The sequence below is a fragment of the Geobacter sulfurreducens PCA genome, from assembly GCF_000007985.2.
Lineage (GTDB): Bacteria > Desulfobacterota > Desulfuromonadia > Geobacterales > Geobacteraceae > Geobacter > Geobacter sulfurreducens.
Map to the genome: position 1 here is coordinate 2000737 of NC_002939.5, position 25270 is coordinate 2026006.

The 25270-nt window shown below is 54.4% G+C and carries 21 protein-coding genes; 4 read left to right on the plus strand and 17 right to left on the minus strand.

Features of this window, described 5'->3' with window-relative positions:
- Window positions 1–78 precede the first annotated feature (78 nt).
- The gene (gene glnA, locus GS_RS09205) at window positions 79–1491 is read right to left on the minus strand and encodes a type I glutamate--ammonia ligase (protein WP_010942479.1); all 1413 of its coding nucleotides are present in this window, start codon (window positions 1489–1491) and stop codon (window positions 79–81) included.
- 38 nt (window positions 1492–1529) lie between these two features.
- Complete coding sequence (locus GS_RS09210; protein ID WP_010942480.1) at window positions 1530–1868, minus strand: P-II family nitrogen regulator; 339 nt, start codon at window positions 1866–1868, stop codon at window positions 1530–1532.
- 427 nt (window positions 1869–2295) lie between these two features.
- Here GS_RS09210 and GS_RS09215 point away from each other — a divergent pair, with 427 nt between their 5' ends.
- Window positions 2296–3054, plus strand: coding sequence for a M23 family metallopeptidase (locus GS_RS09215; protein ID WP_010942481.1), 759 nt, complete (start codon window positions 2296–2298; stop codon window positions 3052–3054).
- Between the two features lie 18 nt (window positions 3055–3072).
- Here the strand turns inward: GS_RS09215 and hrpB are convergent, their stop codons facing one another.
- Genes hrpB through GS_RS09240 form a run of 5 tightly spaced genes read right to left on the minus strand, consistent with a single transcriptional unit; the run spans window position 3073 to window position 10317 of the window.
- Window positions 3073–5613: an ATP-dependent helicase HrpB gene (gene hrpB / locus GS_RS09220; RefSeq protein WP_010942482.1), complete on the minus strand. Its 2541-nt coding sequence runs from the start codon at window positions 5611–5613 to the stop codon at window positions 3073–3075.
- A 34-nt stretch (window positions 5614–5647) separates the two neighbouring features.
- Window positions 5648–6334, minus strand: coding sequence for an HAD family hydrolase (locus GS_RS09225; RefSeq protein WP_010942483.1), 687 nt, complete (start codon window positions 6332–6334; stop codon window positions 5648–5650).
- 10 nt (window positions 6335–6344) lie between these two features.
- Complete coding sequence (locus GS_RS09230) at window positions 6345–7163, minus strand: phosphatase PAP2 family protein (RefSeq protein ID WP_010942484.1); 819 nt, start codon at window positions 7161–7163, stop codon at window positions 6345–6347.
- 5 nt (window positions 7164–7168) lie between these two features.
- Window positions 7169–7558 carry a VanZ family protein gene (locus GS_RS09235; protein ID WP_010942485.1) on the minus strand — a complete coding sequence of 130 codons (390 nt, stop codon included), beginning with the start codon at window positions 7556–7558 and terminating at the stop codon, window positions 7169–7171.
- Window positions 7559–7563: 5 nt separating this feature from the next.
- Window positions 7564–10317, minus strand: coding sequence for an SLBB domain-containing protein (locus tag GS_RS09240; protein ID WP_010942486.1), 2754 nt, complete (start codon window positions 10315–10317; stop codon window positions 7564–7566).
- 239 nt (window positions 10318–10556) lie between these two features.
- On the opposite strand from GS_RS09240, the gene GS_RS09245 reads away from it, so the two are divergent.
- Complete coding sequence (locus tag GS_RS09245) at window positions 10557–11984, plus strand: MBL fold metallo-hydrolase RNA specificity domain-containing protein (protein WP_010942487.1); 1428 nt, start codon at window positions 10557–10559, stop codon at window positions 11982–11984.
- 68 nt (window positions 11985–12052) lie between these two features.
- On the opposite strand, the gene GS_RS09250 is transcribed toward GS_RS09245, so the two are convergent.
- The 3 genes from GS_RS09250 to GS_RS09260 all read right to left on the minus strand — a co-directional run bounded on the left by GS_RS09250 (window position 12053) and on the right by GS_RS09260 (window position 17467).
- Window positions 12053–14215, minus strand: a complete 2163-nt coding sequence (locus tag GS_RS09250; protein ID WP_010942488.1) for an IPT/TIG domain-containing protein — start codon at window positions 14213–14215, stop codon at window positions 12053–12055.
- Window positions 14216–14584: 369 nt separating this feature from the next.
- Window positions 14585–16093: a capsule assembly Wzi family protein gene (locus GS_RS09255; RefSeq protein ID WP_316445019.1), complete on the minus strand. Its 1509-nt coding sequence runs from the start codon at window positions 16091–16093 to the stop codon at window positions 14585–14587.
- Between the two features lie 291 nt (window positions 16094–16384).
- Window positions 16385–17467 carry a sugar transferase gene (locus GS_RS09260; protein ID WP_164930467.1) on the minus strand — a complete coding sequence of 361 codons (1083 nt, stop codon included), beginning with the start codon at window positions 17465–17467 and terminating at the stop codon, window positions 16385–16387.
- A gap of 66 nt (window positions 17468–17533) precedes the next feature.
- On the opposite strand from GS_RS09260, the gene GS_RS09265 reads away from it, so the two are divergent.
- Window positions 17534–17896 (plus strand): IS3 family transposase ISGsu7, encoded by a 363-nt coding sequence (locus tag GS_RS09265; RefSeq protein ID WP_010941222.1) that lies wholly within the window; start codon window positions 17534–17536, stop codon window positions 17894–17896.
- On the plus strand, window positions 17893–18783 hold the full coding sequence (locus GS_RS09270) for an IS3 family transposase (RefSeq protein WP_010941223.1): 891 nt from the start codon (window positions 17893–17895) through the stop codon (window positions 18781–18783). Before GS_RS09265 ends, GS_RS09270 begins: the two co-directional genes overlap by 4 nt.
- Window positions 18784–18814: 31 nt before the next feature.
- Here the strand turns inward: GS_RS09270 and GS_RS09275 are convergent, their stop codons facing one another.
- From GS_RS09275 to GS_RS09305, 7 genes are read right to left on the minus strand one after another with little or no spacing between them, the layout of a single operon-like run.
- Window positions 18815–19159, minus strand: coding sequence for a hypothetical protein (locus tag GS_RS09275; RefSeq protein WP_010942490.1), 345 nt, complete (start codon window positions 19157–19159; stop codon window positions 18815–18817).
- Window positions 19160–19174: 15 nt separating this feature from the next.
- Window positions 19175–20290 (minus strand): glycosyl hydrolase, encoded by a 1116-nt coding sequence (locus GS_RS09280; protein ID WP_164930428.1) that lies wholly within the window; start codon window positions 20288–20290, stop codon window positions 19175–19177.
- On the minus strand, window positions 20274–21047 hold the full coding sequence (locus GS_RS09285; RefSeq protein ID WP_164930429.1) for a WecB/TagA/CpsF family glycosyltransferase: 774 nt from the start codon (window positions 21045–21047) through the stop codon (window positions 20274–20276). The genes GS_RS09280 and GS_RS09285 overlap by 17 nt, the downstream gene beginning before the upstream one ends.
- Window positions 21037–22239 (minus strand): glycosyltransferase family 4 protein, encoded by a 1203-nt coding sequence (locus GS_RS09290; RefSeq protein ID WP_010942493.1) that lies wholly within the window; start codon window positions 22237–22239, stop codon window positions 21037–21039. The genes GS_RS09285 and GS_RS09290 overlap by 11 nt, the downstream gene beginning before the upstream one ends.
- Window positions 22236–23525, minus strand: a complete 1290-nt coding sequence (locus tag GS_RS09295) for a hypothetical protein (protein WP_164930430.1) — start codon at window positions 23523–23525, stop codon at window positions 22236–22238. The genes GS_RS09290 and GS_RS09295 overlap by 4 nt, the downstream gene beginning before the upstream one ends.
- Window positions 23526–23555: 30 nt before the next feature.
- Window positions 23556–24059 carry an acyltransferase gene (locus GS_RS17750; protein ID WP_010942495.1) on the minus strand — a complete coding sequence of 168 codons (504 nt, stop codon included), beginning with the start codon at window positions 24057–24059 and terminating at the stop codon, window positions 23556–23558.
- Window positions 24037–25260, minus strand: a complete 1224-nt coding sequence (locus tag GS_RS09305) for a hypothetical protein (RefSeq protein ID WP_010942496.1) — start codon at window positions 25258–25260, stop codon at window positions 24037–24039. Before GS_RS09305 ends, GS_RS17750 begins: the two co-directional genes overlap by 23 nt.
- Window positions 25261–25270 lie beyond the last annotated feature (10 nt).

Sequence of the window (25270 nt, forward strand, 5' to 3'; positions counted from 1 at the left end):
CAGCCTGAACCGCCGATGCAAAAAAAGAAAGGCGGGATCGCTCCCGCCTTTCGCTTGCTGCAGATGGTGCCCCTTCGACTAGATGTCGTAGTAGAGGGCGAACTCGAGGGGGACCGGACGCATGCGGACCGGGTTGACCTCGGCTTCCATCTTGTACTCGATCCACTTCTCGACAACGTCGGGGGTGAAGACGTCGCCCTTGAGAAGGAACTCGTGGTCGGCCTCCAGGGCCTTGAGGGCTTCTTCAAGGCTTCCCGGAGCGGACGGGATGTTCTTGAGCTCCTCGGGGGAAAGCCCGTAGATGTCCTTATCCAGCGGTTGCCCCGGATCGATCTTGTTCTCGATGCCGTCGAGGCCGGCCATCAGCATGGCGGCGAAGGCAAGATAGCCGTTGCAGGAGGGGTCCGGAGTCCGGTACTCGATCCGCTTGGCCTTCGGGTTGGTGGACATCATGGGTATCCGGATGGAGGCGGAACGGTTACGGCTGGAGTAAGCCATGTTCACCGGTGCCTCGAAACCCGGCACCAGACGCTTGTACGAGTTGGTGGTCGGGTTGGTCAGGGCACAGAGAGCCTTGGCGTGCTTGATGATACCACCAATGTACCAGAGTGCCATCTGGGAAAGTCCGCCGTACTTGTCGCCGGCAAAGAGGTTCTGGCCGTCCTTCCAGATGGACATGTGGCAGTGCATGCCGGAGCCGTTGTCGCCATAGAGCGGCTTGGGCATGAAGGTAACGGTCTTGCCGTTACGGTAGGCAACGTTCTTGATGACATACTTGAACCACTGGAGCTGGTCGGCCATGTCGACGAGGGAGGAGAACCGCATGTCGATTTCGGCCTGGCCGCCGGAGGCAACTTCGTGATGCTGACACTCGACCCGGATGCCGACCTTCTGGAGCTCCATGACCATCTCGTTGCGGAGATCGTTCTGGGAGTCGGTCGGGGAAACGGGGAAATAACCTTCCTTGTGGCGCGGCTTGTAGCCCAGGTTCGGGAACTCTTCGCGGCCGGTGTTCCAGGCACCCTCCACCGAATCAACCATGTAGAACGACTGGTTGGAGGTCGAATCGTACCGGACGTCGTCAAAAATGAAGAACTCGGCCTCGGGACCGAAGAAAGCGGTATCGCCGAGGCCGGTCGACTTCAGGTACGCCTCGGCCTTACGGGCAATGTTGCGCGGATCGCGAGTGTAGTCTTCCTTGGTGATCGGATCGAAGACATTGCAGATGAGTGAAAGGGTCGGCACCGCGATGAACGGATCCATCTTGGCCGTTGCGGGGTCCGGCAGGAGGATCATGTCGGACGCATGGATGGGCTGCCAGCCGCGGATGGAGGAGCCGTCGAAACCCTGGCCTTCCTCAAAGGTATCTTCACCGAACTCCGAAATGGGCACGGAAACATGCTGCCAGATGCCGACGAAGTCCATGAACTTGTAATCGACCATCAGCGCGCCGTTCTCTTTGGCGAAGCTTACTACCTCTTGTGGTGTCATTTACACAATCTCCTTTCGAAAACAGATAAAGTACGACGCTACAGTGCGTCTTCGCCGCGCTCGCCGGTCCGTATGCGGATAACCTCTTCAACCGGAGTCACGAAAATTTTACCGTCGCCGATGCGCCCCGTCTTGGCGGCCTGCTCGATGGTATCGACCACCTTGGAAACGATATCGTCGGCGACAATGATCTCCATCTTGATCTTGGGGATAAAATCCACGACATATTCAGCGCCGCGATAGAGCTCCGTGTGCCCCTTCTGACGACCGAACCCCTTGACTTCCCCAACCGTGATTCCCTGGATGCCGATTTCGTTGAGCGCTTCCTTCACTTCATCCAGCTTGAACGGTTTGATAATCGCTTCGACTTTTTTCAAGACACATCACCCCCTTGGGATAGTTGAAAAGTTGGAGGATTATAGGTTTGCCGCCCTCAAAAAGCAAGGCGTATCCCCCTCGGCGTCTTTGGTGCAAATATAAAAGCAAATAGTCTGCCTAAACAGAGAGAAAAATCCAACAACAGCAAATTCAACGGGTTGAGGAATGGGGATTGGCATCGGGAAGGGAACAGGAAAAATATAGCACAAAATAAAGGCACCACAAGGCACCCGCTTGCATACCAAATGAGCACAATTATCAGGCAGCCCGCTCCAGTGACGCGGTCAGTAGCGCAGCCCTGCGTCTTCTCCGGCTATCGGGTCAAGCCAAACATCGGACAGTTCTGCATCACGCTTTTGCAGCAGGCGTTCATAGCCCGGTTAAACTTGTGTTGTTTTCGGCCGATAGAGTATAGTGGAGACCATCATGATCACGGGACACACGGTACGTATCGTCATGCTCGCGGCGCTGGTGGGGCTGACTGCCCCCGAGCGGTCACGGGCCGACATATACCGGTTCGTGGACGAGGACGGTGTAGAATGTTTCACCGACTCCCCCAGGAACGGCAAGGCGTCGCTCTATCTGCGCGAAAAAAAGGCAGCCCGGCCCGGTACCCGTCGCACCGTGCCGCACCACCTGCGGGCTGCCGGCATCACGGGGACATCTCCTGCAATCAACCCGACCACCCCGTCCCCGTCAGATGCATCCGCGGCGCCTCCGGTCCAGGGGAGGATAACCTCCTTGGTGGGGCTCCGACACGATCCCATCGACGGCACCATGCGCGAACACCGGGGCATCGACATCGCCGTGCCCGAGGGAACACCGGTCAGGGCCATCGCGCCGGGGCGCGTGGCCTTTGCGGGCAACCGGCCGGGCTACGGCACCATGGTGGTCCTTGAACACCCGGACGGCATCATTACACTCTACGCCCACAACTCCATGAATGCGGTGGTGGAAGGGGCAAACGTCTCGGCGGGCGATACCATCGCCCTTTCCGGCTCCACGGGGAGATCCACCGGCCCCCACCTCCACTTCGAAGCCTGGCGGGGAGACGTGAACGTCACATCATCATATCTGCCCGGTGCTCGAGGCGATCGGATCGGCACCGCTGCTACTCCCCGCGCCGCGGACACCATTCGCAAGATCCTCCAGGCCGACGGAACCATACTGCTGACCAACCACTGATTACCATCGCCACCTTCGTTACCCTCCTCCCGCCCGTTTGGTCCTGCGGGTCGGGACCGCGCTCCAGGGATCATCGGGCCAGGGATGCTTGGGGTAGCGTCCCCGCATCTCTTTCTTGACCTCCTGATACGCCCCGTTCCAGAAACCGCGCAGATCGGACGTGACCTGCAGGGGACGCCCGGCGGGGGACAGCAGGTGGACCACCACCGGGACCCGCCCCCAGGCCACGGCAGGGGTGTCGGCGCACCCGAACATTTCCTGTAGCTTCACCGCCAAGGTCGGAGCCCCATCCGCATCGTACGCCAGGGTAATCCGCGAACCGCTCGGCACCGTCAGGTGAGTGGGTGCCCCCTCGTCGAGGCGACGGAGCTGATCCCAGGAGAGCAGAGCTTTCAGCGGCGTCAGAAGATCGATAGACGCCAGGTCGGCAAGGCTCCGGGCCTTGCCCAGGAAGGGGCCGAGCCATACCTCGATTGTTTTCAGAAGTCGTTCATCGGAAAGATCGGGCCAGCCTTCGTCAGGGCAGACCCGGCCGAGAAACCGTACTCGTGCCCGGAACTGGCAGGCGGACGGCGTCCATCCCAGGGCCGTTATACCCGGACCGGCTCGCAGTCCCGCCAGCAAGGCGGCACGGACCTCATCGCCCGTGGCGGAGACGGGACGGCTCTCCAGAACGATGGCACCGTAGCAGGCCTCATCCCGGGCGCTCACCCTCCCTTCCCGATCATCCCAAACCACCGTGCGCCGCCGGTAGATGTCGCCGGAGAACTCTTCGTGGAACCGCGCCGGGTCAAGGGCGCTCGCCTGGCGAATCAGGTCGTCCCCCCGCTCGCCGCGCTCCACCAGATAGGCCACAAGCAACTGCTCCCCGTGGAGGGAACTCCGTTCCGACAACAAGGCCCCTCTGCCGTTGGCCAGAAGATAGCGCCGTTCGCCCCCGGGACGGGCCTGGGCGATCCGGTCAGGATATGCCCACGAAAGCAGCAGCCCCGTTTCCCGAACCGGATCCGCAACCGCGTGCCCCTTTCCATCCGGGGCAATCAGGCGCCGCAGGTGTGATGCCACCCGGTCCACTGCCCGGCAGGCTGAAGAATCAACCTGGTGATCCCTCCCCCCTCTTCCCTGCCGCCACTGTTCAAGGGCCTCTACCCGGATGAGCATGTCGCAGCCGGCGCGTTCGGCGGCCTGACCGGTCCCGGCGGAACGCACGATGTCCCGCTCCGTGAGCAGCGCGGCCACGTCGCACGCTAGAGGTGCCGGGCCGCGCTCGGTCGCGCGCAGCAGCATATGGGCCAGACGAGGATGGAGCGGCAACTCCGCCATGCGCCGTCCCGTTTCGGTTATCATCCCCTGGCCGTCAAGGGCATCGAGGGACTTCAGAAGGTTTCTCGCCTCCTCCAGTGCCCCGCGGGGAGGAGGATCGAGCCAGGCAAGGGACGCAGGATCGCTTACCCCCCAGTGTGCCAGGTCAAGGGCCAGCGGAGCCAGATCGGCGATGAGGATTTCCGGGGGATCTGCCGCCAGGAGCGCCTGCTGGTCATGCTCTGGCCAGAGGCGGTAGCAGGTTCCCGGTCCCAGGCGGCCGGCCCGACCGGCCCGTTGGGTCGCCGATGCGGCGGAAACCCGCTCGGTGACCAGCCGGTTCAGCCCCGAGGCCGGGTCATACCTCAGCCGCCGGGTCTGGCCACCGTCCACAACCACGCGGACACCTTCGATGGTGAGACTCGTTTCGGCAATGGTTGTTGCCAGCACCACCTTGCGCCGGCCGGGGACCGGCAGAATCGCCCGCTCCTGCTCCACGAACGGCAGATCGCCGTAGAGGGGCACCACCAGCGGGGCATGCAACGGCGGATCATCAGCGAGCAGTTGGCCACAGCGCCTGATCTCTCCGACGCCGGGGAGAAACGCGAGGATATCCCCTTCGCACTCGCGCACTGCAATTCGGACGGCGCGCGCCACGGCCGAGGGGAGGTTCTCCCGGTCGTTGGGCGGAATATGCCGCAGCGCAACGGGGTAGTTTCGCCCCTCGCTGGTGATGACCGGTGCGTCGCCGAGCAGGGCCGCGACCGGCGCCGCTGCCATGGTTGCCGACATGACGATGATCCGCAGGTCCTCCCGCAGCCCTGCCTGAACATCGCGGCAGAGGGCGAGGGCCAGATCCGAATGGATGCTCCGCTCGTGGAACTCGTCGAAGATCACCGCACCGACCCCCTCAAGGAGCGGATCGGACTGGAGTCGACGGGTGAGGATTCCTTCGGTCACCACTTCCACCCGGGTTCGGGCAGACACCCGGCGGTCGAAGCGGATGGCGTACCCCACTGTGGCGCCCGCCTCCTCCCCCAGACTGCGGGCCATCCAGCGGGCAGCATTCGTCGCGGCCAGCCGGCGCGGTTCCAGCATGATAATCCGTTTGCCGTTCAGCCAGGGAGCGTCAAGGAGCGCGAGGGGAACGCGGGTGGTTTTCCCGGCCCCCGGCGGCGCCTGAAGTACTGCGGCGTTCCTCTGCTCAAGGGCCGTCAGCAGGTCGGGGATGACGTCGTCAACGGGAAGGCGGTTCATTGGAAGAATGAATGGAAACGATGAATCAGGGGGCTTACTCCTGGCCGGCCAATGCCGCCAGGTCGGCCAGGCCCACGTCGGCCAGGGAGTCAACGACCCTGCGGGCACCGCCGAGCCGCACGGCGGGATAGCTGTTGGTGACGGCAAGGACACCGATCCCGGCCCCCGTGGCCGAGGCGATGCCGGCTGGCGTGTCTTCAATCGCGATGCATGTTTCCGGCCGAATCTGCCGGTTGGGAAAGGCAGCTGTCAGCCGCCGCACCGCCAGGGCGTAGCTGGCCGGGTCGGGTTTGCTGGCCGACACCTCGTCGGCTGTGACCATGACGTCAAAGATGCCCGAGAGGCCGAGCCCCTCCAGGATCGGCAGAATGTCCGAGCGGAGTGCGCCGCTGCAAAGCGCCACGGGATGATTGGCCTTGATGTTCCTGATCAGTTCGACAACACCCGGATAGGGTGTGACGCCGGAAGCGATGATCTCCTGGAACGCAGCCGCCTTGCGGGCGATAAGACCTTCGAGTTCGCGGTCTTCCAAGTCCGCGCCCCGCACCCTGAACGCTTCCCGGAAGGCGTCCCGGTCGTCATAGCCCATGTAGACATCCACGTAGGCCTCCCAGGAATAGCCGAACCCAATAGGTTCGAGAATGGCCTGGAATGCCCGGTAGTGGAGCGGTTCGGTATCGACGATGATCCCGTCGAAATCGAAGATAACGGCTGACAGCATGAAAAACCTCCTAGAATTTCCCGACCAGGGAAAGGATTGCCGCGTCTTCCGCCACTGCCGGCACCAGCGCCAGATTTCCGCCGCCGGCGTGGAAGCGGGTGACGATCCTGCCGGCCAGTTCGCCGATGGCGGCACCCAGGAGCACATCGCTGGCCCAGTGCTTTCCTTCCTGCATGCGGGAAAACCCCACAAAGGCAGCCGTTGCATAGGATACGACACCCACCGGCACACTTCCCGACGTGGACGTGATGACCGAAGCCATGGCAAAGGAACTGGCCGTGTGCATGGAGGGCATGGAATCGTAATCCGATTCGAACCCAAACGGGCGGAAGCTGCCGCCCCCCTTGCCCGTCAGGGGTCGGGCGCGGCCAATAGCCTGCTTGAGCACCAGGGTTGCGGCATCGGCCAGGAGCGCCGCCTCGCCCATCATGAGCCCCGTATCCCGCCAGCGGGGGGACCCGGCAAGCAGCCCGCCGCCATAAACGGCACCCGCCACTCCCAGATGGATGACCGGATTACCCACGAGACTGCCGGCATCGGTGATCCGGTCAAGGGTCCGGCCGCGCGTTTCTGCCACCTCGTCCCGGATATCCTCGTCGAACTGCGACAGGACTCCCACTGCCCCCGCTACGGCCAGTGTCCCCCACAGGGCACCATTATCGACCCTGAAGGGCGCCGTTACGAAAGCGGCAGACTCGTCGCGGAGCGTCCGTGCCTCCCGGCTCAGAAATTCGCCCGACCAGGGCATATCCTCCGCTATTGCAGCCGTTGCCGTGAGCGCCACCAGAACGGATGCCGCAACTATCACCCCCAAGATGCACCGCCCCATCGACCCTATCCCTCCCTGTTTCCGGCAACCACCGTGCGGGAGGCAAGCAGGCAGACGAGACCGGCCCCCACCGCATCCGCAGCCAGATCGCCCAGCTCGGCGGTACGCGTCGTGGTCAATGTTGCCTGGGCAACCTCGATCAGGGCGCCGTACGTCACAGTGGCGCAAAACGCCCAGAGCCAGCAGCGGCGCACGCATTTTCCGTACACGACCAGAAATCGCCCGGCAAACCACGCCAGTGCGCCGAACGCCACTGCATGCTCTATCTTGTCCCAGCCGGGAAAGGGAAGCGGTTCCGCCTTGGAGGCCGGCATCAGGGTCAGGACAAGGATAGCCACCCCCCAGACGGCAAGAAGAACCGTGTAGAGCTTTCTGCGTGACCCCGGCGTGAGCATGCCGGCTAGAGACCTGCCGCGATGATCACGCCGGCGGTTATGGCTACCTGCGACAGGATGGTTGTTATGTCCTTGATCTCGCGCATCCAGGCGGTTCGCTCGAGCTTCTGCGGCACCACGAGCGTATCTCCGGGCTCCAGGGGGGACGACAGGAATCCGCCGAACGTCCAGCGCCGGGCATAGTCGTCCCAGCGAATGCCGAAGGACGATTGCTGCCTGCTGAAGACCGATCCGTCGGCCTTGATAATGTACATGTCATCCAATTCGGCATCACGGGTAGCCCCGCCGGAACGTTCCAGGTAATAGGCCACGTCCCGCTCTGAAATGTGCAGGAACGACGTGGGGTTGTAGACGGACCCCATGACCGACACCACGCTCGGGGTTGGGGGTATGGAGAGTTCATCCCCGCCTTCCAGTTCAAGGTCATAGGAGCTGTGGGCAAGCGCCTCGACCGGCGCCAGCCGGATCACCACCCGCCCCTCGGCCCTGGTGGTCTTCAGCTTCGCCAGACTCCGCAACAGACCGTCGAGGGCGGCCTTGGTGGCCTCCAGCTCCTCGCGTGATGTAGCCACCGACGAGAGTTCCGCCTGCTTGCGGTAGACATCCTGCTCGGTCCGGGCGATCACCTCGTCCATGCGGCGCTGCTGCTCCTCTCTGACCGACCGGCGGGTGAACTTGGCCCCCTTCAGGCAGGAATGTTCGGTATAGCCCCCGGCCCGGGCAATGACCGAACTCAGTCGTTCTCCCTTGGCAATGGAATAGGTGCCGGGAAACTTCACCTCGCCCCGCAGGGTCACGAACCGGTCGCTGGCCTCAAGCCAGTTCTCGATGCTCCGGACGATGAGGACGTCGTCGGTCTGCAGGGGGAGGTTATGATCGGGATCGCCCGCCATGGCCTTTTCGAGATTGATATCCTGCCTACTCGCCCGCGCTCCGTCGCCGTTGACATTGATCCTGGTCAGCTCCGCACTGCCCAGAAAAGCATTTCGCTTGGGACTGCCGGCGACGGTCACCAGGTCGCGCACCGTCATGCGCGGAAAATACTCATAGCTGCCCGGATTGAGCACCGCCCCGCTGATGGACACCGTATGCTTCTCAATCATCTCGGCCCGGGAGAACACCCGCACCGTGTCCTGCTCCTGAAGGGGAAGGTTCTCCTTGGGATCCCCCTGCATGGCGGCCCGCAGATTGAAGGTGACCACTTCCCGGCGGTACTCGGGAAGAGCAAGACGGGTAATCTCGGCCGACTCCAGATACGATTCGGGGAGAAGGACCGACGGATCAGGAAGAATATCCCTGACCCGCATTCCCTCCTTCAACTGATAGGCACCGGGCCGCGTCACGTTCCCCGTGAGGGTGACCACCTTGCGCACGGCATCGAACACCGGGAACACGGTGACCATGTCACGGTCCTTCAGTTCCACCCGGGCGAGTTCGGCCTCCAGGTCGCCCCCTTTGGGCTCATAATCGAGCACTATCCGTGCGCTGTTCCCCTCGATCCGCTCCAGTTGGATACGCCCCGTATCTCCCGCTGCAGTGATCCCCCCCGCCATGGCCACCAGCCGGGCGAGCGGCGTCGCGCCCTTCAACTCGTAGATGCCGGGACGCCGCACTTCGCCCGCCACGGCAGCAACCGGCCCGATCACCGGCACAAATACCGTGTCGCCGTTTTGCAGCCTCACGTCATTGCTGCGGTCACCAGTGAGAAACATGTCGTACAGATCGATCGAACGGGGTTCGACTCCCGGTCTCGACACCCTGATCGACCGCAGGCTCCCGTTCTTCGAAGGCCCCCCGGCGGCGGCCAGGGCATTGACCACCGTGGCCAGGGAGCTGACACTGTACACCCCGGGCGTTTCCACCTCACCCACCACGTAAACCTGGATGGTCCTGAGGCTCCCCAGGGTCACGTTCAGCTCGTACCCCTTGTAGTAGCGGGCCAGTGCTTTGTCTATGGCTTCCCGAGCCTGGCCGTAGGTCAGCCCCCAGAGCTTTACCGGACCAATGCGCGGGATCAGGATCTCGCCGTTGCGGTCCACAGTCGGCTCATAGCGGGCGGTGAAGCTCCCCCACACATCAATTCTGATGGAATCGCCCGGACCAACAACATAGTCGGGGCCCACGGGCAGATTTTCAGTTACGGCCAGACTTGCGAGACTGTTTTTAAAAAACTCATACCCGAACTGACGGAGCGATCTGTTGAGGGGAGTCGGTTCGAGCTTGTCCAGCAGCGTCGGGCTCTGGCGGGCAAAGGCACGCTCCAGGGACGAAGCGGACGCATCCGGGGCCGTGGGTATCACCCTTACCTCCTCGGAGGAAAGCACCAGCTTGCGATCTGCGTTATAGCCCATGACCCTCACGAAATAGGGCCGCTCATTGGTCAGGTTCTGAATTCTGAAGGTGGCGGCGAGCCCCGCGTCGACCTTATTACCGTATGCGTTGGGCTCGGTACCGTAGTGAATCACATAGTTCGACGGGGTTTCCTCCGGGCTCTTGGGTGCCGCTGTCGATGCCCAGGTGAGGACGATCTGCCCGTCGGCAGGCTCGGCCTTGAGCAGCAGCTTCGCCCCTTCCTCCGGTTGTTGCTGGGGAAGCTGTCCAGCGGCCTCACCGACGGCGGGCGCCGCTCCCTTGCTTTCGGAGAGCTGGCGCACCACGGCCTCGGGGACCTCCACCGCCCTCGCAATGGAGTGCGCAGTGCCGGCAACACCGGCAATCAGGGTGAACAAAGCGATAACGTAAGCCTTCCAAATCCTCATGCGTCGTACCTCTATCAGGCTGCTGTAAATACTGGTGCGGTACCGGCCAGCGTTGGTGCCGCTCAACTTACCGGCGGCCATGCCCGGCTGGATACCGGCGTGCCGTGTACATGTCACGATAATCCTTAGTACCTTTACCTCGCCTTTCAGTCAACCGGAAATGCGCATATGCCCTTGACTTCTCCCCTGGCTTTTATTAACAAATTTACACACTACTTTGTCAATTCCGGGGAGAACCGATGCAGATCATCCATCACGGCGGCATATTCGGCGTCACCGGGTCCTGTCACGAGCTCGTCATCTCCGACAACGCCGCCATCCTCATTGATTGCGGCCTCCTCCAGGGGAACGACGGCGCCGGCGGCAAGAGATTTCCTTTTATCGACTTTCCGCTTGACCGGGTCAAGGGGCTGGTGCTCACCCATGTCCACATCGATCACTGCGGACGTATCCCCCACTTGCTGGGAGCGGGGTTCCAGGGGCCCATCTGGTGCAGTGAGGCATCCGCCCTGCTCCTGCCCCTGGTTCTTGAGGACGCCGTCAAGGTCGGCATCACCCGTGACGAGCACCTCATCGCCCGCTTCCTCAATGCCGTGAAAAAACGGCTGGTCCCCCTCCCCTACGACAGGTGGCACCAGCTGGGAAGCTGGGATGGTCGCTCCGCTTCGCTGCGTCTTCAGCAGGCGGGGCATATTCTGGGCTCGGCGTACGTGGAGGTGTCGGTCAGTCCGGCGTCTCAGGCGGAGCAGACCGGCACCGTCAACGGGACAAGGGGCGATACGGTCGTTGTCTTCTCCGGGGACCTGGGCGCGCCCTTCACCCCGTTGCTGCCCGACCCGAAACCGCCCGAACGGGCAGACATCCTGGTTCTCGAATCGACCTACGGCGACCGGCAGCACGAGGGACGCGAACAGCGCCGGGAGCGACTGTGCAGAGTCATCGTCCGGGCGCTCGAAAATCGCGGCGCCCTTCTGGTGCCGGCCTTCAGTATCGGCAGGACCCAGGAACTGCTCTACGAGATCGAGGATCTCATCAGCCGGCACCGGACCGAGGAGGCGGCCGCCGGCCTGCCGTGGGACGACCTGGAAATCATCGTCGATTCGCCGCTGGCCCTCAGCGTCACCCGGGTCTACGACCGGCTGCGCAGACTCTGGGACGAAGAAGCGCTCGAAACCGTTGCCCAGAACCGTCATCCCCTATCCTTCGAGCAGATGACCGTCATCGAGAGCCACGCCGATCATCGGGCCACGGTGGAGTATCTCCGCAAAACCGCCCGCCCCTGCATCGTCATCGCTGCCGGCGGTATGTGCGCGGGCGGACGCATTGTCAATTACCTCAAGGCCCTGATGCCGGATCCGCGCACCGATATCCTCTTTGTGGGCTATCAGGCCGCGGGAACTCCGGGGAGAGAGATTCTGGAAGCGGCTAAACAAAAATGGGAAACCGGGGGCCGCCCCTCCATCGACCTGGACGGCGGCACCTACCCCCTGCGGGCGGCCGTCCACACCATCAGCGGCTATTCGGCCCATGCCGACCAGCGGGACCTTGTCGAATTCGTCGAAGGAATCACCGTCCCTCCGAAAACCATCAGGCTTGTGCACGGCGAAGAGGAGGCGCGGACGGCTCTGGCTGGAGTACTTGCGGAGAAGGGGTATCAGGTGGAGTAGAAGCCGACCGGCGCGGGAGTGAGAGAGCGGAAACCACGCTCTCACTCCCGCGCCGGTCGTAGCAGGAATCAGTTGACCATTACCTGGTCGACGACCAACTCGCCCCGGTTTATGGTCAGCGAACCGACAATGGTGGTGTAGTCGCTCTGCGTCAACGGCTCGGTGAAGTCGGCGTAGCCACCCGAGAAGGTCGAGGAGATGCCGGGGCGATCATACACGGGGTCCGAACCTGGCAGAATCATGGCCCGGGCAAGGATGACCTCGCCGTTTTGAACCGCGTCGAACGCCGCTTGGGCGGTTCCGAAATAGGTCAACGCACCGATCCTGACATTGGGCTGGATGGAAAAGACGGCGGAGACGGCCCAATCGGCAGTAGTCGAAAGCGTACAGGGTCCCGTACCGGTGCAGTCACCGGACCAGCCATCGAATTGGGAACCGCTAGAAGCGGACTGGACAAGCTCAAGTGCGGTATTGTAGTCGAATTCACCGCTGCAGGTCCCCACGGTGCAGGCTATGCCCACCGGCACGCTGTTGACCGATCCGGCGCCGGTACCGGCCAAGGTAACCGACGTCGTATAGCGGGGGATGAAGGAAGCAACGCTGGCCGCCTGGCCGCCGGACGTCGTCACGGCGATGGCACCGGTCGTCGCCAGGGGCGGTACCTCAACGGTCAGGAAAGAGTCCGTGGCGCTGAGCACCGTGGCGGGGGTGCCATTGAAGGTTACGATGTTTTCCGCCAGGAACGGCGAGAAATTACTGCCGAACAGGGTAATGGCCGTTCCCACCACGCCGCTGGCCGGGCTGAAGCCGGCAACCACCGGCGGCGATATATCGCGCACAGTCACCAGTGCAGAAGCCTCTCCTCCCGCAGCCGACTTTACCGTCACCCACACCGGCGGGACGCTATGGGTCTTGGTCGGCGTAACCGAGGTATCAACGAGCGGGAAGCTCACCGACAACTGCCCGTTGACCAAGGTGCCGAGCGGAGCGGTCATGCCCGGCATATACGCCTGGAGGACCGGATTTGCCACATCATCGGCGGAATCTGCCGCAATGGACAGAGTCCCGCTCTGCGGCCGGTACGTTGCCCGGAATACGGTAACATCGTCCACCAGCGGAACCGTGACAACCGTATCCGGCTCATCGTTAATGTTGGTCACCTGTACCGTGGCCGGGAGTGTCCCCGGATCGGCAAAGAAGCTGCTCGCCGAAAAGAACTTACCATCAGCGGGGTCATTGGTGATCATGGTCTGGGTCGGAAGACCGGTGCCGGTCACCTCCAGCGCAGATGGGACGCCGGTCAGCGCAAAGTTCTGCGGGAACGGAAGCGCCGGGTTGACCTGATTCGAAACGGGTTGGGTCGTTGCCGCGGCGTGGAATTGCATCCCGGCCGCATCACGGCTGTAGGTCAGACGATCAACCGTCAGCGGCGTGGGGATCGGCGTCTGATAGATTTTGCCCATCACCGCGAACAGGTCGGTCTGCAGCGTTCCAACGGCCGCAGGCCCCCGGACGCGGAAAAAATTGGAGAATTGGCTCGGATTGAGCGGATCGGGGAAGGGGCTTCCCAGAACGCGGTGATCCACGTTCGGGTCCCCGACAAACAATTCATCGCCAACGGCTACGGGCCCCGTGTCCCAGTAGAGGAACGGCCCCACATCCCCCAGGAGGGCGCCGTTGAAATTATTTGTCGCTATCCCGATGTCACGGGTATAGTTGATCCCTGCATCGGTATCCGTAACATTAAAGGTCATCTCGCCATAGGGGTAGGTCACCACATAGGTACCGGCAACAGGGGTGTCAATCCGTATGCGAATGCGTGCAAAGGAAACCTGGTCGCCCGGAATCGGATCTCCGACGGCAAACGCCGCTTCCAACGCCATGATCAGCCGGGCGTCGCCGCCGCCGGGCATGGCCATGATGGCATCTGCCGACCACCAGAAGGCCTCCGGGCCAAAGTTATTGGGAAAATTGAAGGGCTGTGCCGGGAACGGCTCCTGGGTAAGACACATGGGGCCATTGACACTGGCCGTTCTGCTGAGGCAAAGCTCCAACGGCACCCGGTTGGTGTCTCGGTACCAGAGCGGGAAACCGTGCTGGGGGGGAGAGCTGTTTATCACCTGCGGGACGATCGGCCCCACGTCGAGCAGGACCGCCTCGGCCCTTGAAAACAATGAAAGAGCCAGTACGGGGGCCAACAGTAACCCGGCGCAGCGTTTTTTTCGTGTCATGGGGATATCTCCTTTCAGTGCCCGGCATATATCCGAACGAACAACGCGTTGTACGCGTACAGTTTCGTCCTTGTGCGATTGCTGTAGCCAAGTACAGGAAACATGCCATTAGCACCTGACAAACATGACACACCAAGGAACTGGCATCAGCGCAGCATTTGCGCCACGTGATGGTCCTCTCCCCAGCCCAGAGACCAGGCGGAACGGATGTAATGTTTTGTTACAGGGGATGCTTTTCAGCGACAGGGACACTGCTGTGCAGGACACAAAAATGGGGAGGGTGTTCTACCGAACGCAAAGGAGCCCCGACCGGGGCGGTGATCATTTATAATGAATAGCGGAAATAGTGGATAATCGTGGGGGGGGGGGTCAATACCGGTAGGTGAGTGCCAGGGTCACGAGCTGATTGGTCCGGTCGTTGCCCAGCACGAGATCCACGTTGGAAATCCGCTCCCAGCCGTAATTAACGTTAAGATCGACATCGCCGTAAAACGGCAGACTCCAGAAAGCGCGGAGCGCATCTTTCCGTTCAACAGCCTGCATGACCCCGTTTACCGGATCATACCTGCCGGCGCTGTTGACCTTCAGGCGCCCTTCCTGTCCCCGCTCGGTGTGAAAATATTCCAGTGCCAGCGAGTTGCGGGCCGAGAACCAGTGACTGTACCGGATGAAAAACTCCTCTGCCGCCCCCCCCTGCGAATGCCCGGGGGTCATCCCCTTATAGACGTAGCCGGCCGGAAACTGCCAGTCGGTATAGTGGATGACACTTCCCCGATAGTACTCGAACCGCAGGTCATCTCGCCCGGAAGGCGTCAAACAGGGAATATAGATACCGGCCACATAGCTTTCCACAAACGGCCAGAACGATGCCGAGTCTTCACCCGAATACTCGCCGTAAATCTCCGTGTTGCGCAGCCAGGGAATCCTGACGCGCAGGTCGATACCTGCAATCGAGTTCACATGATCGTTATCGGCGCCGCCGAAAATCTGATCGAATAGGCTCACATCGCCCGTGAATCCCGGTCCACCCTCCTGGCGCACCAGGTTCGCGCCGATCTCTAACCAGGGCTTCGGCTTAAGAGTCAGCTTCATCCCGAAAAACCACGGCTTCCGGTAATCGGCGCCACTCCCCGTAGCATCGAAACGCGAACCGATCAGGGCATACTTGAAGTCACCCAGGTACTCCTTGATCCAGCCCACATCAACGGGCTCTGGGCTTGAAAGCTTGACCATGTCGAAGTTGGCGGCATTATTGGTGAGAGTCGTGGCGCCGCGATAGCCCGGCCCGAACCAGTTGGCATCGCGCCCGACCTCCAACTCGATTCCACCGCTCCCGAGCTTCAGATATCCCTTCTGCAGGCTCAGCCGGTTGGTTTCGTCCGTGTGCAATGCGTTCGGCTCCACCAGTACGGTTGCATAGCGGCCGAGGTATCCTTCCATGCTCCAGCGGAACTCAAGGTTATGTCCGTCGCCATAGACAACCCCCTCGTTATTCTCCACCAGAGGGGTACCCTCGGTTCCGGACTGGTGAACCACTCCGGGGGGCTGAGGTCTCAGATTCCCGCCGATGAATCCGAACGCGGACTGATTCGCAGGGTCGAGCACATCCCGATTGTAACTGCGGGGCTGTCCATCCAGGTACACATACCGCAACCGGGCGGAAGTCACCGGCGTATAATCCACCAAAGGCGCCTTTTCCGGCTCTTCCCTCAGAGATGCTTCCCTGGGTATCAACTCCCGGATGCGCTTGATAAACTCGAAAGCCAGCGGGGGAATCTGTTCTTCGTTTTTCACGAGATTCGCCTCAGCCTCCAGGAGAAGCCGGGCCGTTTCGGCCTTCGAGTATGGTCTGATCCCCTTGGTATCAGAGGTAATCAAGCCAAAGCCGGCAAGTTTATCCAAGTATAGATAGACAGGACTGTCAAGAGGGATGTTGCTCGAGGCGAGTGCCCAGACATAACCGGGGAACACAGGGAGAATCAGCAGTGCAATCAACAGTCCGAGCGGAATACGATTCATTGGGTCACTTACTCAAGAGGGATATGAACGGTTCAACACGGCATTATATGCTGAATTTATTAGCGATTACGAGCCGATGCTAGCATGAAATGCAGAGAAATCAATTAAAAATCACGCACCCTGCCCGTGCATCACGTGGCGGACTGTACCCTACTGTGCCCCTGTACCGAAAAAAACCACTCCAACCGTCTTGAAGATAATCTTCAGATCCAGCCAGATGCTCCACTGATCTATATATTTCAGGTCAAGCTTAACAATCTCATCGAATTCGTTGATACGGTTTCGCCCGCTGACTTGCCAGAGCCCCGTAATTCCCGGACGGATCGAGATGCGTCGCCGTTGCCAGTTTTCATACTTGGCCACCTCGTCAGGAGTCGGCGGCCGCGTACCCACCAGCGACATCTCGCCGCGAAACACATTCCAGAACTGGGGCAACTCATCCAGGCTCGTCTTGCGGAGGAACTTGCCCACCCGGGTGATCCTCGGATCGTGAGCAATCTTGAAGATGGCACCGCTCATTTCGTTGAGATGCTCAAGCTCCTTTTTGCGCTCCTCTGCGTCGACATACATGGAACGAAATTTCCAGCACTTGAAAATACGGCCATTCTCCCCTACCCGCTCTTGGCCGAAAAATATCGGCCCAGGAGAATCAAACCTGATCGCCAAGGCAATAAAAGGATACAGAGCGCCGGTAATAAGCAGGCCTATGGTAGATCCCAAAAAATCAAGACACCGCTTGAGGAACAATTGGGTGGCATCGAAATTCTTGCTGTAAAACGTGAGAATGGGAATCTCATCGTGAAACATGCTCATTTCTCGCCGGGAAATCCGCATCTCGTAATGGTCCAGCACCATGCGAACCGTGATCCCCATCTCCTCCAGATCGTGGAGGTAGTCGTCGATATTCTCCTCCCACTGTCGGGAGAGACAGAAAACGACCTCGTCCACGGGGTTTGATTTACAGATGTCCACAAGTTGAGCCATGGTGCCCAGCACCTTATATCCGGACAACGTATCAGGCAGCGAATTTGTTTTCACGCCGAGAAACCCGACTATTTTGAGTCCCCAGTCGGAGTGCTGCTCAACCAGATGAATGAACCGTTTCGAACGCTCGTTAGTGCCGACTATGAGGATATTTCTGAAGTTATAACCGCGCCGCCGGATATGGGAGAGAATCAGCTTGAGGGCCAGTTTCCCGAGGGTAAGAAGTAAGAAGGAAAGCAGGATGAAAATGTATGGCGGCCCCGGTTTTCTTGGACACGAAAATGAGGTAAATCTAGGTGTTCAAGGAGGTCGTCAATGGAAAAGGATGTCAGTGTCTCCGGTGCGGCGGAAGGAGAGCGTAGCTCGACTGGAGCAGCACCGGAAGTCAAACGTTGGAGCGCCAACCGCAAAAAGGAGGTTGTCCTGCGGTTGATGCGCGGTGAACCAATCGATGCCTTGTCCCGTGAGTTGGGCATCGAAATCTATCGCCTGGAAGAGTGGCATCAGAAAGCACTCCAGGGGATAGAATCTGCTCTCAAGGCTCGTGAAGGTGATCCGTTGGCAGCGGAACTCGATGCAGCCTTCAAGCGCATCGGTGAGATCACCATGGAAAACGAGCTACTGCGGGAGAAAGCGAGGCGTGCCCACCCTTTGGCCCAGAGGAGATCGAAGAAATGAGTGCTACGATCTCCCCTGCCACCGGTAAAGCCTATGGCGTTCAGCGCGTCTGCCTTGCCTGGGGAGTGCCCCGCTCGTCGTTCTATAGCCGTGCAGGCAGAAAAACATTGCCTGCTGTACTGCTCAAGCGTGGTCCAAAAACACCGCTCTCTGACGACGAGGTACTTTCTCTCATCCGGACCGACCTGGAGACATCCCCCTTTGTCGGCGAAGGGCACCGTAAGGTCTGGGGACGACTACGCTTCGTCAAAGGGATAAAAGTCGGCCGCAAACGAGTGTTGCGTCTCATGCGGGAGAACAATCTGCTCTCCCCTCACCGGGTTGTTCAGGGACAGCCCAAGGACCACGCCGGCAAGATCATCACGGCGGCCCCCAACGTCATGTGGGGTACCGATGGCACCAAGATCTTCACCCTGGAAGAAGGGTGGTGCTGGTTGTTTACCGCCGTCGAGCATTGGAATGCCGAGTGCGTCGGTTGGCATGTGACCAAGAATGGCGACCGGTTTGCCGCATTGCAGCCGCTCGCCATGGGAATCAAGGCCCGTTTCGGCTCGGTCGGTGCCGCTGCTGCTCGAGGGTTGGCACTGAGGATGGATCACGGCAGCCAATACCTCTCAGAGCATTTCCAGAATCAGATCAAGTTCTGGGGAATTGCCCCAAGTTTCTCATTTGTTGCCGAACCGCAGACCAACGGGGTGACGGAACGGTTTAATCGGACTATCAAAGAGCAGGTCATCTATGGCCGCCATTACCGCACAATCGAAGAAGTAAGGATGGCAGTAGCTGACTTCATGGATCGTTACAACCGGCTGTGGCTGGTTGAAAAGCTCGGGTTCAGAAGCCCACGACAGGCTTTCGAGGAGTATCAACTCAAGAAGGCTGCGTGACTCTTATCTTGTGTCCAGGGTACCGGGCGCGCTACAGCAGGATGAAAATGCCGAACAGTATACGCCTGAAGCCGCCGGGCTCTATGAAGTAAATCAATGACGCGGTGATTACGCCGCCGATGATGTGTACTTTGACTAAGTCACTAATAAGCTTGGGGATGGAATGGGTTCGCGTCGATGCATACATCCCATATTTTGAAAGCAAGAGGTGCCAGACGGGGATTATAACCAACAAAACCCATAAATAATGATAAAAGTCACCAATATTACCGATTTTGCTCCTGATCTCATAGGCAGCAGCAAAAGCAATATATATCAAAATGATATCTATCAACTTACACAAAATGGTAAATTGCTTAGCTTGTTGTTTGAGCATAATATTAGTGATTAGTTAATAAGTGATTATATCCATAGTCATGCCTTTTATTGATCTGAGCACCTGCTTTTCTCCTATCGATATCCTGACATTTTTGTCAGTATTCTGGTCATTATACAACATTATTATTATTTTGTTGTTGTACCTTACAGCTAATACAGGTATTTCTGAATCAGTTTTAAGCACAACACTTCCTTTCGGAATCGTGTTAAAAACTTTTTGTAACTCGTAAAATATAGGTTTAACCTTCTTACCTTTATCAAACAAAACTACACCTCCGTCACGTCCCCACGCAAAAGAAAAAAATAAACATAGTTCTGCATTACCCTTATTAATTCCCCAAAAAAGGTTACGAATGTTATTTGCAGCATATGTATTACTATACATATTGCTTCCTACAGCATCATAATTTTGTTCGGTAATCCAGACTGGTTTATCATAGAATTTGGCAGTATTGGCGATGGCAGCAAAACCATCAAGTCCTTTATACTCATAAGAATGATATGCAATTGCCTTAAAATAACTCAGAGCTCCTACCTCAGCTAGTCGTTCAATAAATCTACCATTTGGTGTAGCAGTATCTGGTCCAACCATTTCTGTAGATAAGTTTCTAAGCAACAGTTCTGTTTTGATTAGTTTTACAAGGCTTACGTAATTGTCAAAAGTAAACTTAGAGCTTAACTTCGCATCAGGTTCATTCAGTGTTAAATAGCGCACAGATATGCCACGCTTATTTAAATACTCGATATAATCGCATATCTTCTTAGGCAAGTCGTTAATTGTCAAGGTCCTGTCATTTAATCTAAAGTTCAGTATAATATTAATACCTTTACTATTTATGTATGACAAAAATTTATCTTCGATCTCACCTGGAACATCAGGAAAATCGCTGAATATGCGCAAATGGTTAACCGGTAAGCTCGTTAGCAAATACTTCATAAAATCATCATCTACAGGAAAGGGGTAAATGTTGCCCCCCCACCCGATAAGTGTCTGCTGACTGTAGTTTGGATAAATCTTAACCGAAATAACATCATTTGTATTCGCGTTAGACGGATAATAAAAAACATAAAAAACTAGCAACAAAGTGAATACTGTCGCAAGTCGAACATATTTATTTAGTGCTTTCATTATGTTTTCCAATCTCACTTATAACGATCTTGACAAATTTAAAAAATCCCCACAAATAGCGTTTCCAGAGGCGCGAAGGCTCGTGGAAAAGTCGCCAGCACCATTCCATACCTATACGCTGAAACAAAAGAGGTGCTCTCTTTGCATCACCTAAAACGAAATCAAGAGCAGCGCCGACACATAGAATTAACTTAGCACTCAACTCTTGCTGGTGACTCAGAGCCCATAACTCCTGCTTAGGCATCCCCAGACAACAAAATACTATATCTGGTTGCCAACTATTTACAAGTCGTACAGCTTGCTGCCCTTCAGGTCCGTTATACTCGAAATTCATTGATGGGGCATAAATGCGTATATCAGCTCCGGGGTACAATTTCTTCAAAGTCTGGTAAGCAGGCTCAGTTGAATGACCCCCCAAAATAAACACTTTAAGATGGAGATTTGATGATAATTCACATAAAGCCGGGAATATATCAGCACCTGTTACTCGTTCGTGAATACGTGTTGACATGAATCTACTTAACAAAACTACTGGGAAGCCATCTGCGAAGAAATAATTAGCTGACTTGTATACCTCGTACAATTGAGGGTCATCATATATTCTGACTATATGATCAACATTTGGAGTAACTACTACTTTGGGGGTATAAGTGATTTGCTTAAGATCATTTACAAGACATTCTATTGCTCTGTCGAATGAGCCATTATAAAAAGGCAAACCGAACAAGTTACTTACTGTCGCATCTTCACATTTCATGGCGTGAATTAACCAAAACCTCATCGTAAAAATGTAAATACTGCTTTCCCATAGCAGCTAAAGTATACTTTTCAAGAAACAACTGATACCCCGATAATGCTATTTTACATGCAATCTCTTTATTATTATATACCCAAGTAATTTTATTGTACATGTCACTAATGTTATCTGCTTGAAATAGTAATCCATGTATACCATCAACAAATAGTTCTTTCATGCCTTCAACGTCAGAAGCTACAACAATCTTTTTATGAGAAAAAGCTTCAATTGGCTTTAATCCAGCCACTCTATTAGTTATAACTAGATCCCGTCTGGGCAACACAATAACATCGATATTATTATAATAACTGTCCACTGAATCTGGATTAACCCTCCCATGAAATGTTATAATATCATCGAGTCGCATCTTTCGTGTTAAATCCATTAAATACTGCTCAGATGGGCCTCCACCAACAATATCTATATGGAGCTTAATATCAGTTTGCCTCAAGAGCTGCGCTACTTTGATCAAATTCTCTAGACCTTCGTAATCATATAATGATCCAATATAGCCAAGATTGAATACTGAATCATTCATTCGCCCTGTTGAAGATGTTGTGGGCTCTTTCACGCAATTATATATCAAAGCTGATCGGTTCACGGGTATTCTTTTACAGTAGTGCTCTTGCAATCCTTTTGAAAGAAAAACCGTTCCAGAGGAAAGCTTAATTGTTAACCGTTCCATATATTTAACAATTGATCGTTGCAAATATACGAAACTACCTCCCTTTAAATCTTCCTCCCACGTTGAGCGGACCTCATAGACACATGGTATTCCCATGAATCGGGCAACAAACCAGGCACTTAAACCAATAAAAAATGTCGCGTGAGCATGAATTATGTCTGGCTTTTCAATACAACATATCTTCCAGACCTGACGAACAAAAGAAAATATGTGAGTAAACTTATGTAATCGTCCCCAAAATCCAATAGCATTTGAAAATCCGATGTGCTTAAACCCAATTGACGTCCGATAGTACTTAATTCCTCTTCTACATTCTATAGCACACGCAGAATTGGCCATTTGAAACGGACTGCTAATAACAAAAGTGTCCACGCCCAGTAAATGTTGAGCTTCTAATAATTGTTCAAGCCGTGTAACAGCCCCACACTGGGTAGGCCATGTTTGATATGCTACATGACAAATCTTCACTTAATATCCTTTAGATGTTTAATATTTTTTGATAACTGTTTTGATAGGGTTAACAAAAAAATTATTAAAAGAGGGTTTGTTAAATAGCTTGGCTTAGGAATACCTCTGTGGATATAGTGAATAATATATATTATTATTAAATAATACAGACAGCTATAGCCAGGTACAGCATACTTCAAAGATATTTTATAAAAATAGCTCAAGATAATACCAATCAACATCGCAATGAAGAATGTATTTATAGTGCCGAACTCATAAATTAGTGCACCTAATGCCCCAGGAGTCAATCCAACACCGCTATACTCACCAAAGATACTAGCGATCATTATTCCGCCTGAATCTCTACTCCCTGGAAACATTGTCATAAAATCTGATAAAAATAACGAACCGTGTATTTCTCTGACATTTTGCTGATATCTTTCAATAAGAAACTGTGATATCGCAATACTCTCTCGTAATGCAAAATGTAATAAGGCTCCAAACACACCTAACTGTTCCGCATCAAATTTTTGGACTACTAGCTCGGCCAATATTAGCTCATCACTATGTAACCTACGATAATATGCTAACCCAGTAATTAGTCCTAAAACCAATACACTATACATAGCTAATGTAGTGAATAATTTTTTTTGCCTATACCTAAGGCTTAGCAGACATAAGCACAATATTGCAATAATTGGCCATCCTCTATACCCTGGCAAAGAAATAAAGAATAACAAACCTGCTATTATTAATGCACGTTTTATCTTAGAAAACTCCTTCAGATAGATATTATTAATTACCAAAACAAATAAGACAAATATAGTTTCTGATAAAAAATAGGCCTTGCCACGAACTTTAGTAAATAAATTTGGGTCAAATAGAGGAAAGCCAGGTGAAAGTCCAATCCACAACAAACCGACAAAGGCTGGTAGTCCAGCTAAAATCAAAAGTAAATTTGGTACTTTTAAATGTATGGGTGCATGTTCGTTAGGTTTAATATCATAAATTAGAACACCGATTATCATCGAACATAAAAACATATATTCAAGTAAACATGTGTGCTCTGATATCTCTCCTCTATAGGTTGAAATATTCAATGAGCCGAAAATAAAGTAAAAACCCACTAGACCAGATATTACATAGACTGGATGAGTAATACTCTCTTTATCGAATACCAACCCATAAACTACTATAAATCCTGCAAGAACGCTCAAAGCGAGAAGAGAACTAGCAATACACAAGAAACTTGTCGCAATAATTGCCGTAAATGTTATGACGATTCGCTGAAATCTATCGCGTTGCATTATTATAACTGTATATAGTGACAATCATGTTTACAGTTCCTTGACAACTCTTGCCGGACTGCCGAGAGCCAAACACTTAGGAGGAACATCTCGTGTTACGATACTACCAGCACCAACAACACATCCCTTACCCAATTTAATTCCAGGTAACAGAATACACCCAGACGCAATCCATACGTTATCTTCAATGACAACAGGGGCTTTTTGATACCCACAGAGCCTTGTTAACTCCTCACCCGTAAAATTATGATTTTGAGAATATATAATCACGTTAGGGCCTATCAATACATCACTTCCAATAAATACACCACCTTCTGCGTTAATAAAAGAACCTCTATTTATCGAGACGTTATTACCTATTACCAAGTTGGACGGTTTGTCGATTTGAACACCATCCCAAATGGTGACATTATTGCCGCATCGGTACGGATAAAGAATATTTCTAATCCAACAGCCTGTGCGACCAGGAATGTATTTTACAACAAACTGGATCCACATCAATATTTCGTGCCTAATCGCTCTCGCGATATTCATATATAAATCCTCGTATTTGATAATAATATGTTATAGTTCTGATAGTCCAAAATACTGCAAATATAAATGCAATCATAATAATTGATTTTAAGTATGCTATAACTATCAACGTACCAACTAATACAGATACTCCTGACACAATGTTACTTGTTAAAACGGCATGACTAGTACCGATAGCACCCATGACTGATGATAGTACTGAATATATTAGGCGTATAACAGAAGTAATACTCATAATAATAATTAGCGGTGCATCATAAACAGTAACCGACAAATTGTGATATTTTAATTGTACCACAGTAACCATAACTGTTATTAGCAGCAACAATGCGATTCCCAACTTAATTGCATGAATGATCTTTGTTCTTACAATATCCATAGAAATATGGGTCTTAAAGTAGATCATTTCTTTAAATCCAACGTACGTACTAATTAATACAAATGGATAACTAAAAAAGTTCTGCAAATAAAAGTAATCGCCAACCTCTATCAGTCCGACCTTATTATTGATTATGAGTCTATCAAAATAATTCAAATAAGTAATGATTGCTATTGACAATATAAATCCAACCAATAATTTTGAGTTATTATTTGTATCATCGCACCCTCTAATCTTTGATCTACAACAGGTAACTAACGCGATGAGCCCGCAAAATATCATACTGATAGTTATTGCAAACGTAACTTCAAGATAAGTTAGCTTGCCAGAAGTGACAACTGCATTAATTACATAAAACAATAAGAAAAACTTCCATGCGTGACTACATACTTGTGAAAGAACAAATTGTGACTTGAGTCGATTCACAGTAGACACTAAATAAATAAAATTACTGAGCAAGAATATTACAAACAATTGTATAAACGAATCTGTCGCTATATAGGTTAAATACGCAATACAAGCTGCAAACAAGGCGGTAATTAATCCAGATATTAAGATGTAATATATTAATTTGCGATTGATATAGACAATCTGATCCACAACATTTGACAATCTAACAACTATTTGGTCGAAGCCTAAAAAACCAAAAGAAATCAGCGCTGACAAATACGTCATCAGTACAGTATATTTGCCGTAATCAGCTGGTCCCATTACGTGCTTAAGTACAAAATTTATGACAAATATCGAAATAGCTCCAATAGCCATTACACCAAATGATGCGTGACTTCTTATTTTATGTTTAGTTGCCTCGAGATTAATCACAATCCACCTT

Bases quoted from the DNA above. Each gene is read 5' to 3' on its own strand.
- hrpB (WP_010942482.1), bottom strand. From the start codon at position 5,613: ATGAACCGCCTTCCCGTTGACGACGTCATCCCCGACCTGCTGACGGCC.
- GS_RS09215 (WP_010942481.1), top strand. From the start codon at position 2,296: ATGATCACGGGACACACGGTACGTATCGTCATGCTCGCGGCGCTGGTG.
- GS_RS09250 (WP_010942488.1), bottom strand. From the start codon at position 14,215: ATGACACGAAAAAAACGCTGCGCCGGGTTACTGTTGGCCCCCGTACTG.
- GS_RS09235 (WP_010942485.1), bottom strand. From the start codon at position 7,558: ATGCTCACGCCGGGGTCACGCAGAAAGCTCTACACGGTTCTTCTTGCC.
- GS_RS09285 (WP_164930429.1), bottom strand. From the start codon at position 21,047: ATGAAATGTGAAGATGCGACAGTAAGTAACTTGTTCGGTTTGCCTTTT.
- GS_RS09275 (WP_010942490.1), bottom strand. From the start codon at position 19,159: ATGCTCAAACAACAAGCTAAGCAATTTACCATTTTGTGTAAGTTGATA.
- GS_RS09225 (WP_010942483.1), bottom strand. From the start codon at position 6,334: ATGCTGTCAGCCGTTATCTTCGATTTCGACGGGATCATCGTCGATACC.
- GS_RS09295 (WP_164930430.1), bottom strand. From the start codon at position 23,525: ATGCAACGCGATAGATTTCAGCGAATCGTCATAACATTTACGGCAATT.
- GS_RS17750 (WP_010942495.1), bottom strand. From the start codon at position 24,059: ATGAATATCGCGAGAGCGATTAGGCACGAAATATTGATGTGGATCCAG.
- glnA (WP_010942479.1), bottom strand. From the start codon at position 1,491: ATGACACCACAAGAGGTAGTAAGCTTCGCCAAAGAGAACGGCGCGCTG.
- GS_RS09270 (WP_010941223.1), top strand. From the start codon at position 17,893: ATGAGTGCTACGATCTCCCCTGCCACCGGTAAAGCCTATGGCGTTCAG.
- GS_RS09245 (WP_010942487.1), top strand. From the start codon at position 10,557: ATGCAGATCATCCATCACGGCGGCATATTCGGCGTCACCGGGTCCTGT.
- GS_RS09265 (WP_010941222.1), top strand. From the start codon at position 17,534: ATGGAAAAGGATGTCAGTGTCTCCGGTGCGGCGGAAGGAGAGCGTAGC.
- GS_RS09280 (WP_164930428.1), bottom strand. From the start codon at position 20,290: ATGAAAGCACTAAATAAATATGTTCGACTTGCGACAGTATTCACTTTG.
- GS_RS09240 (WP_010942486.1), bottom strand. From the start codon at position 10,317: ATGAGGATTTGGAAGGCTTACGTTATCGCTTTGTTCACCCTGATTGCC.
- GS_RS09230 (WP_010942484.1), bottom strand. From the start codon at position 7,163: ATGGGGCGGTGCATCTTGGGGGTGATAGTTGCGGCATCCGTTCTGGTG.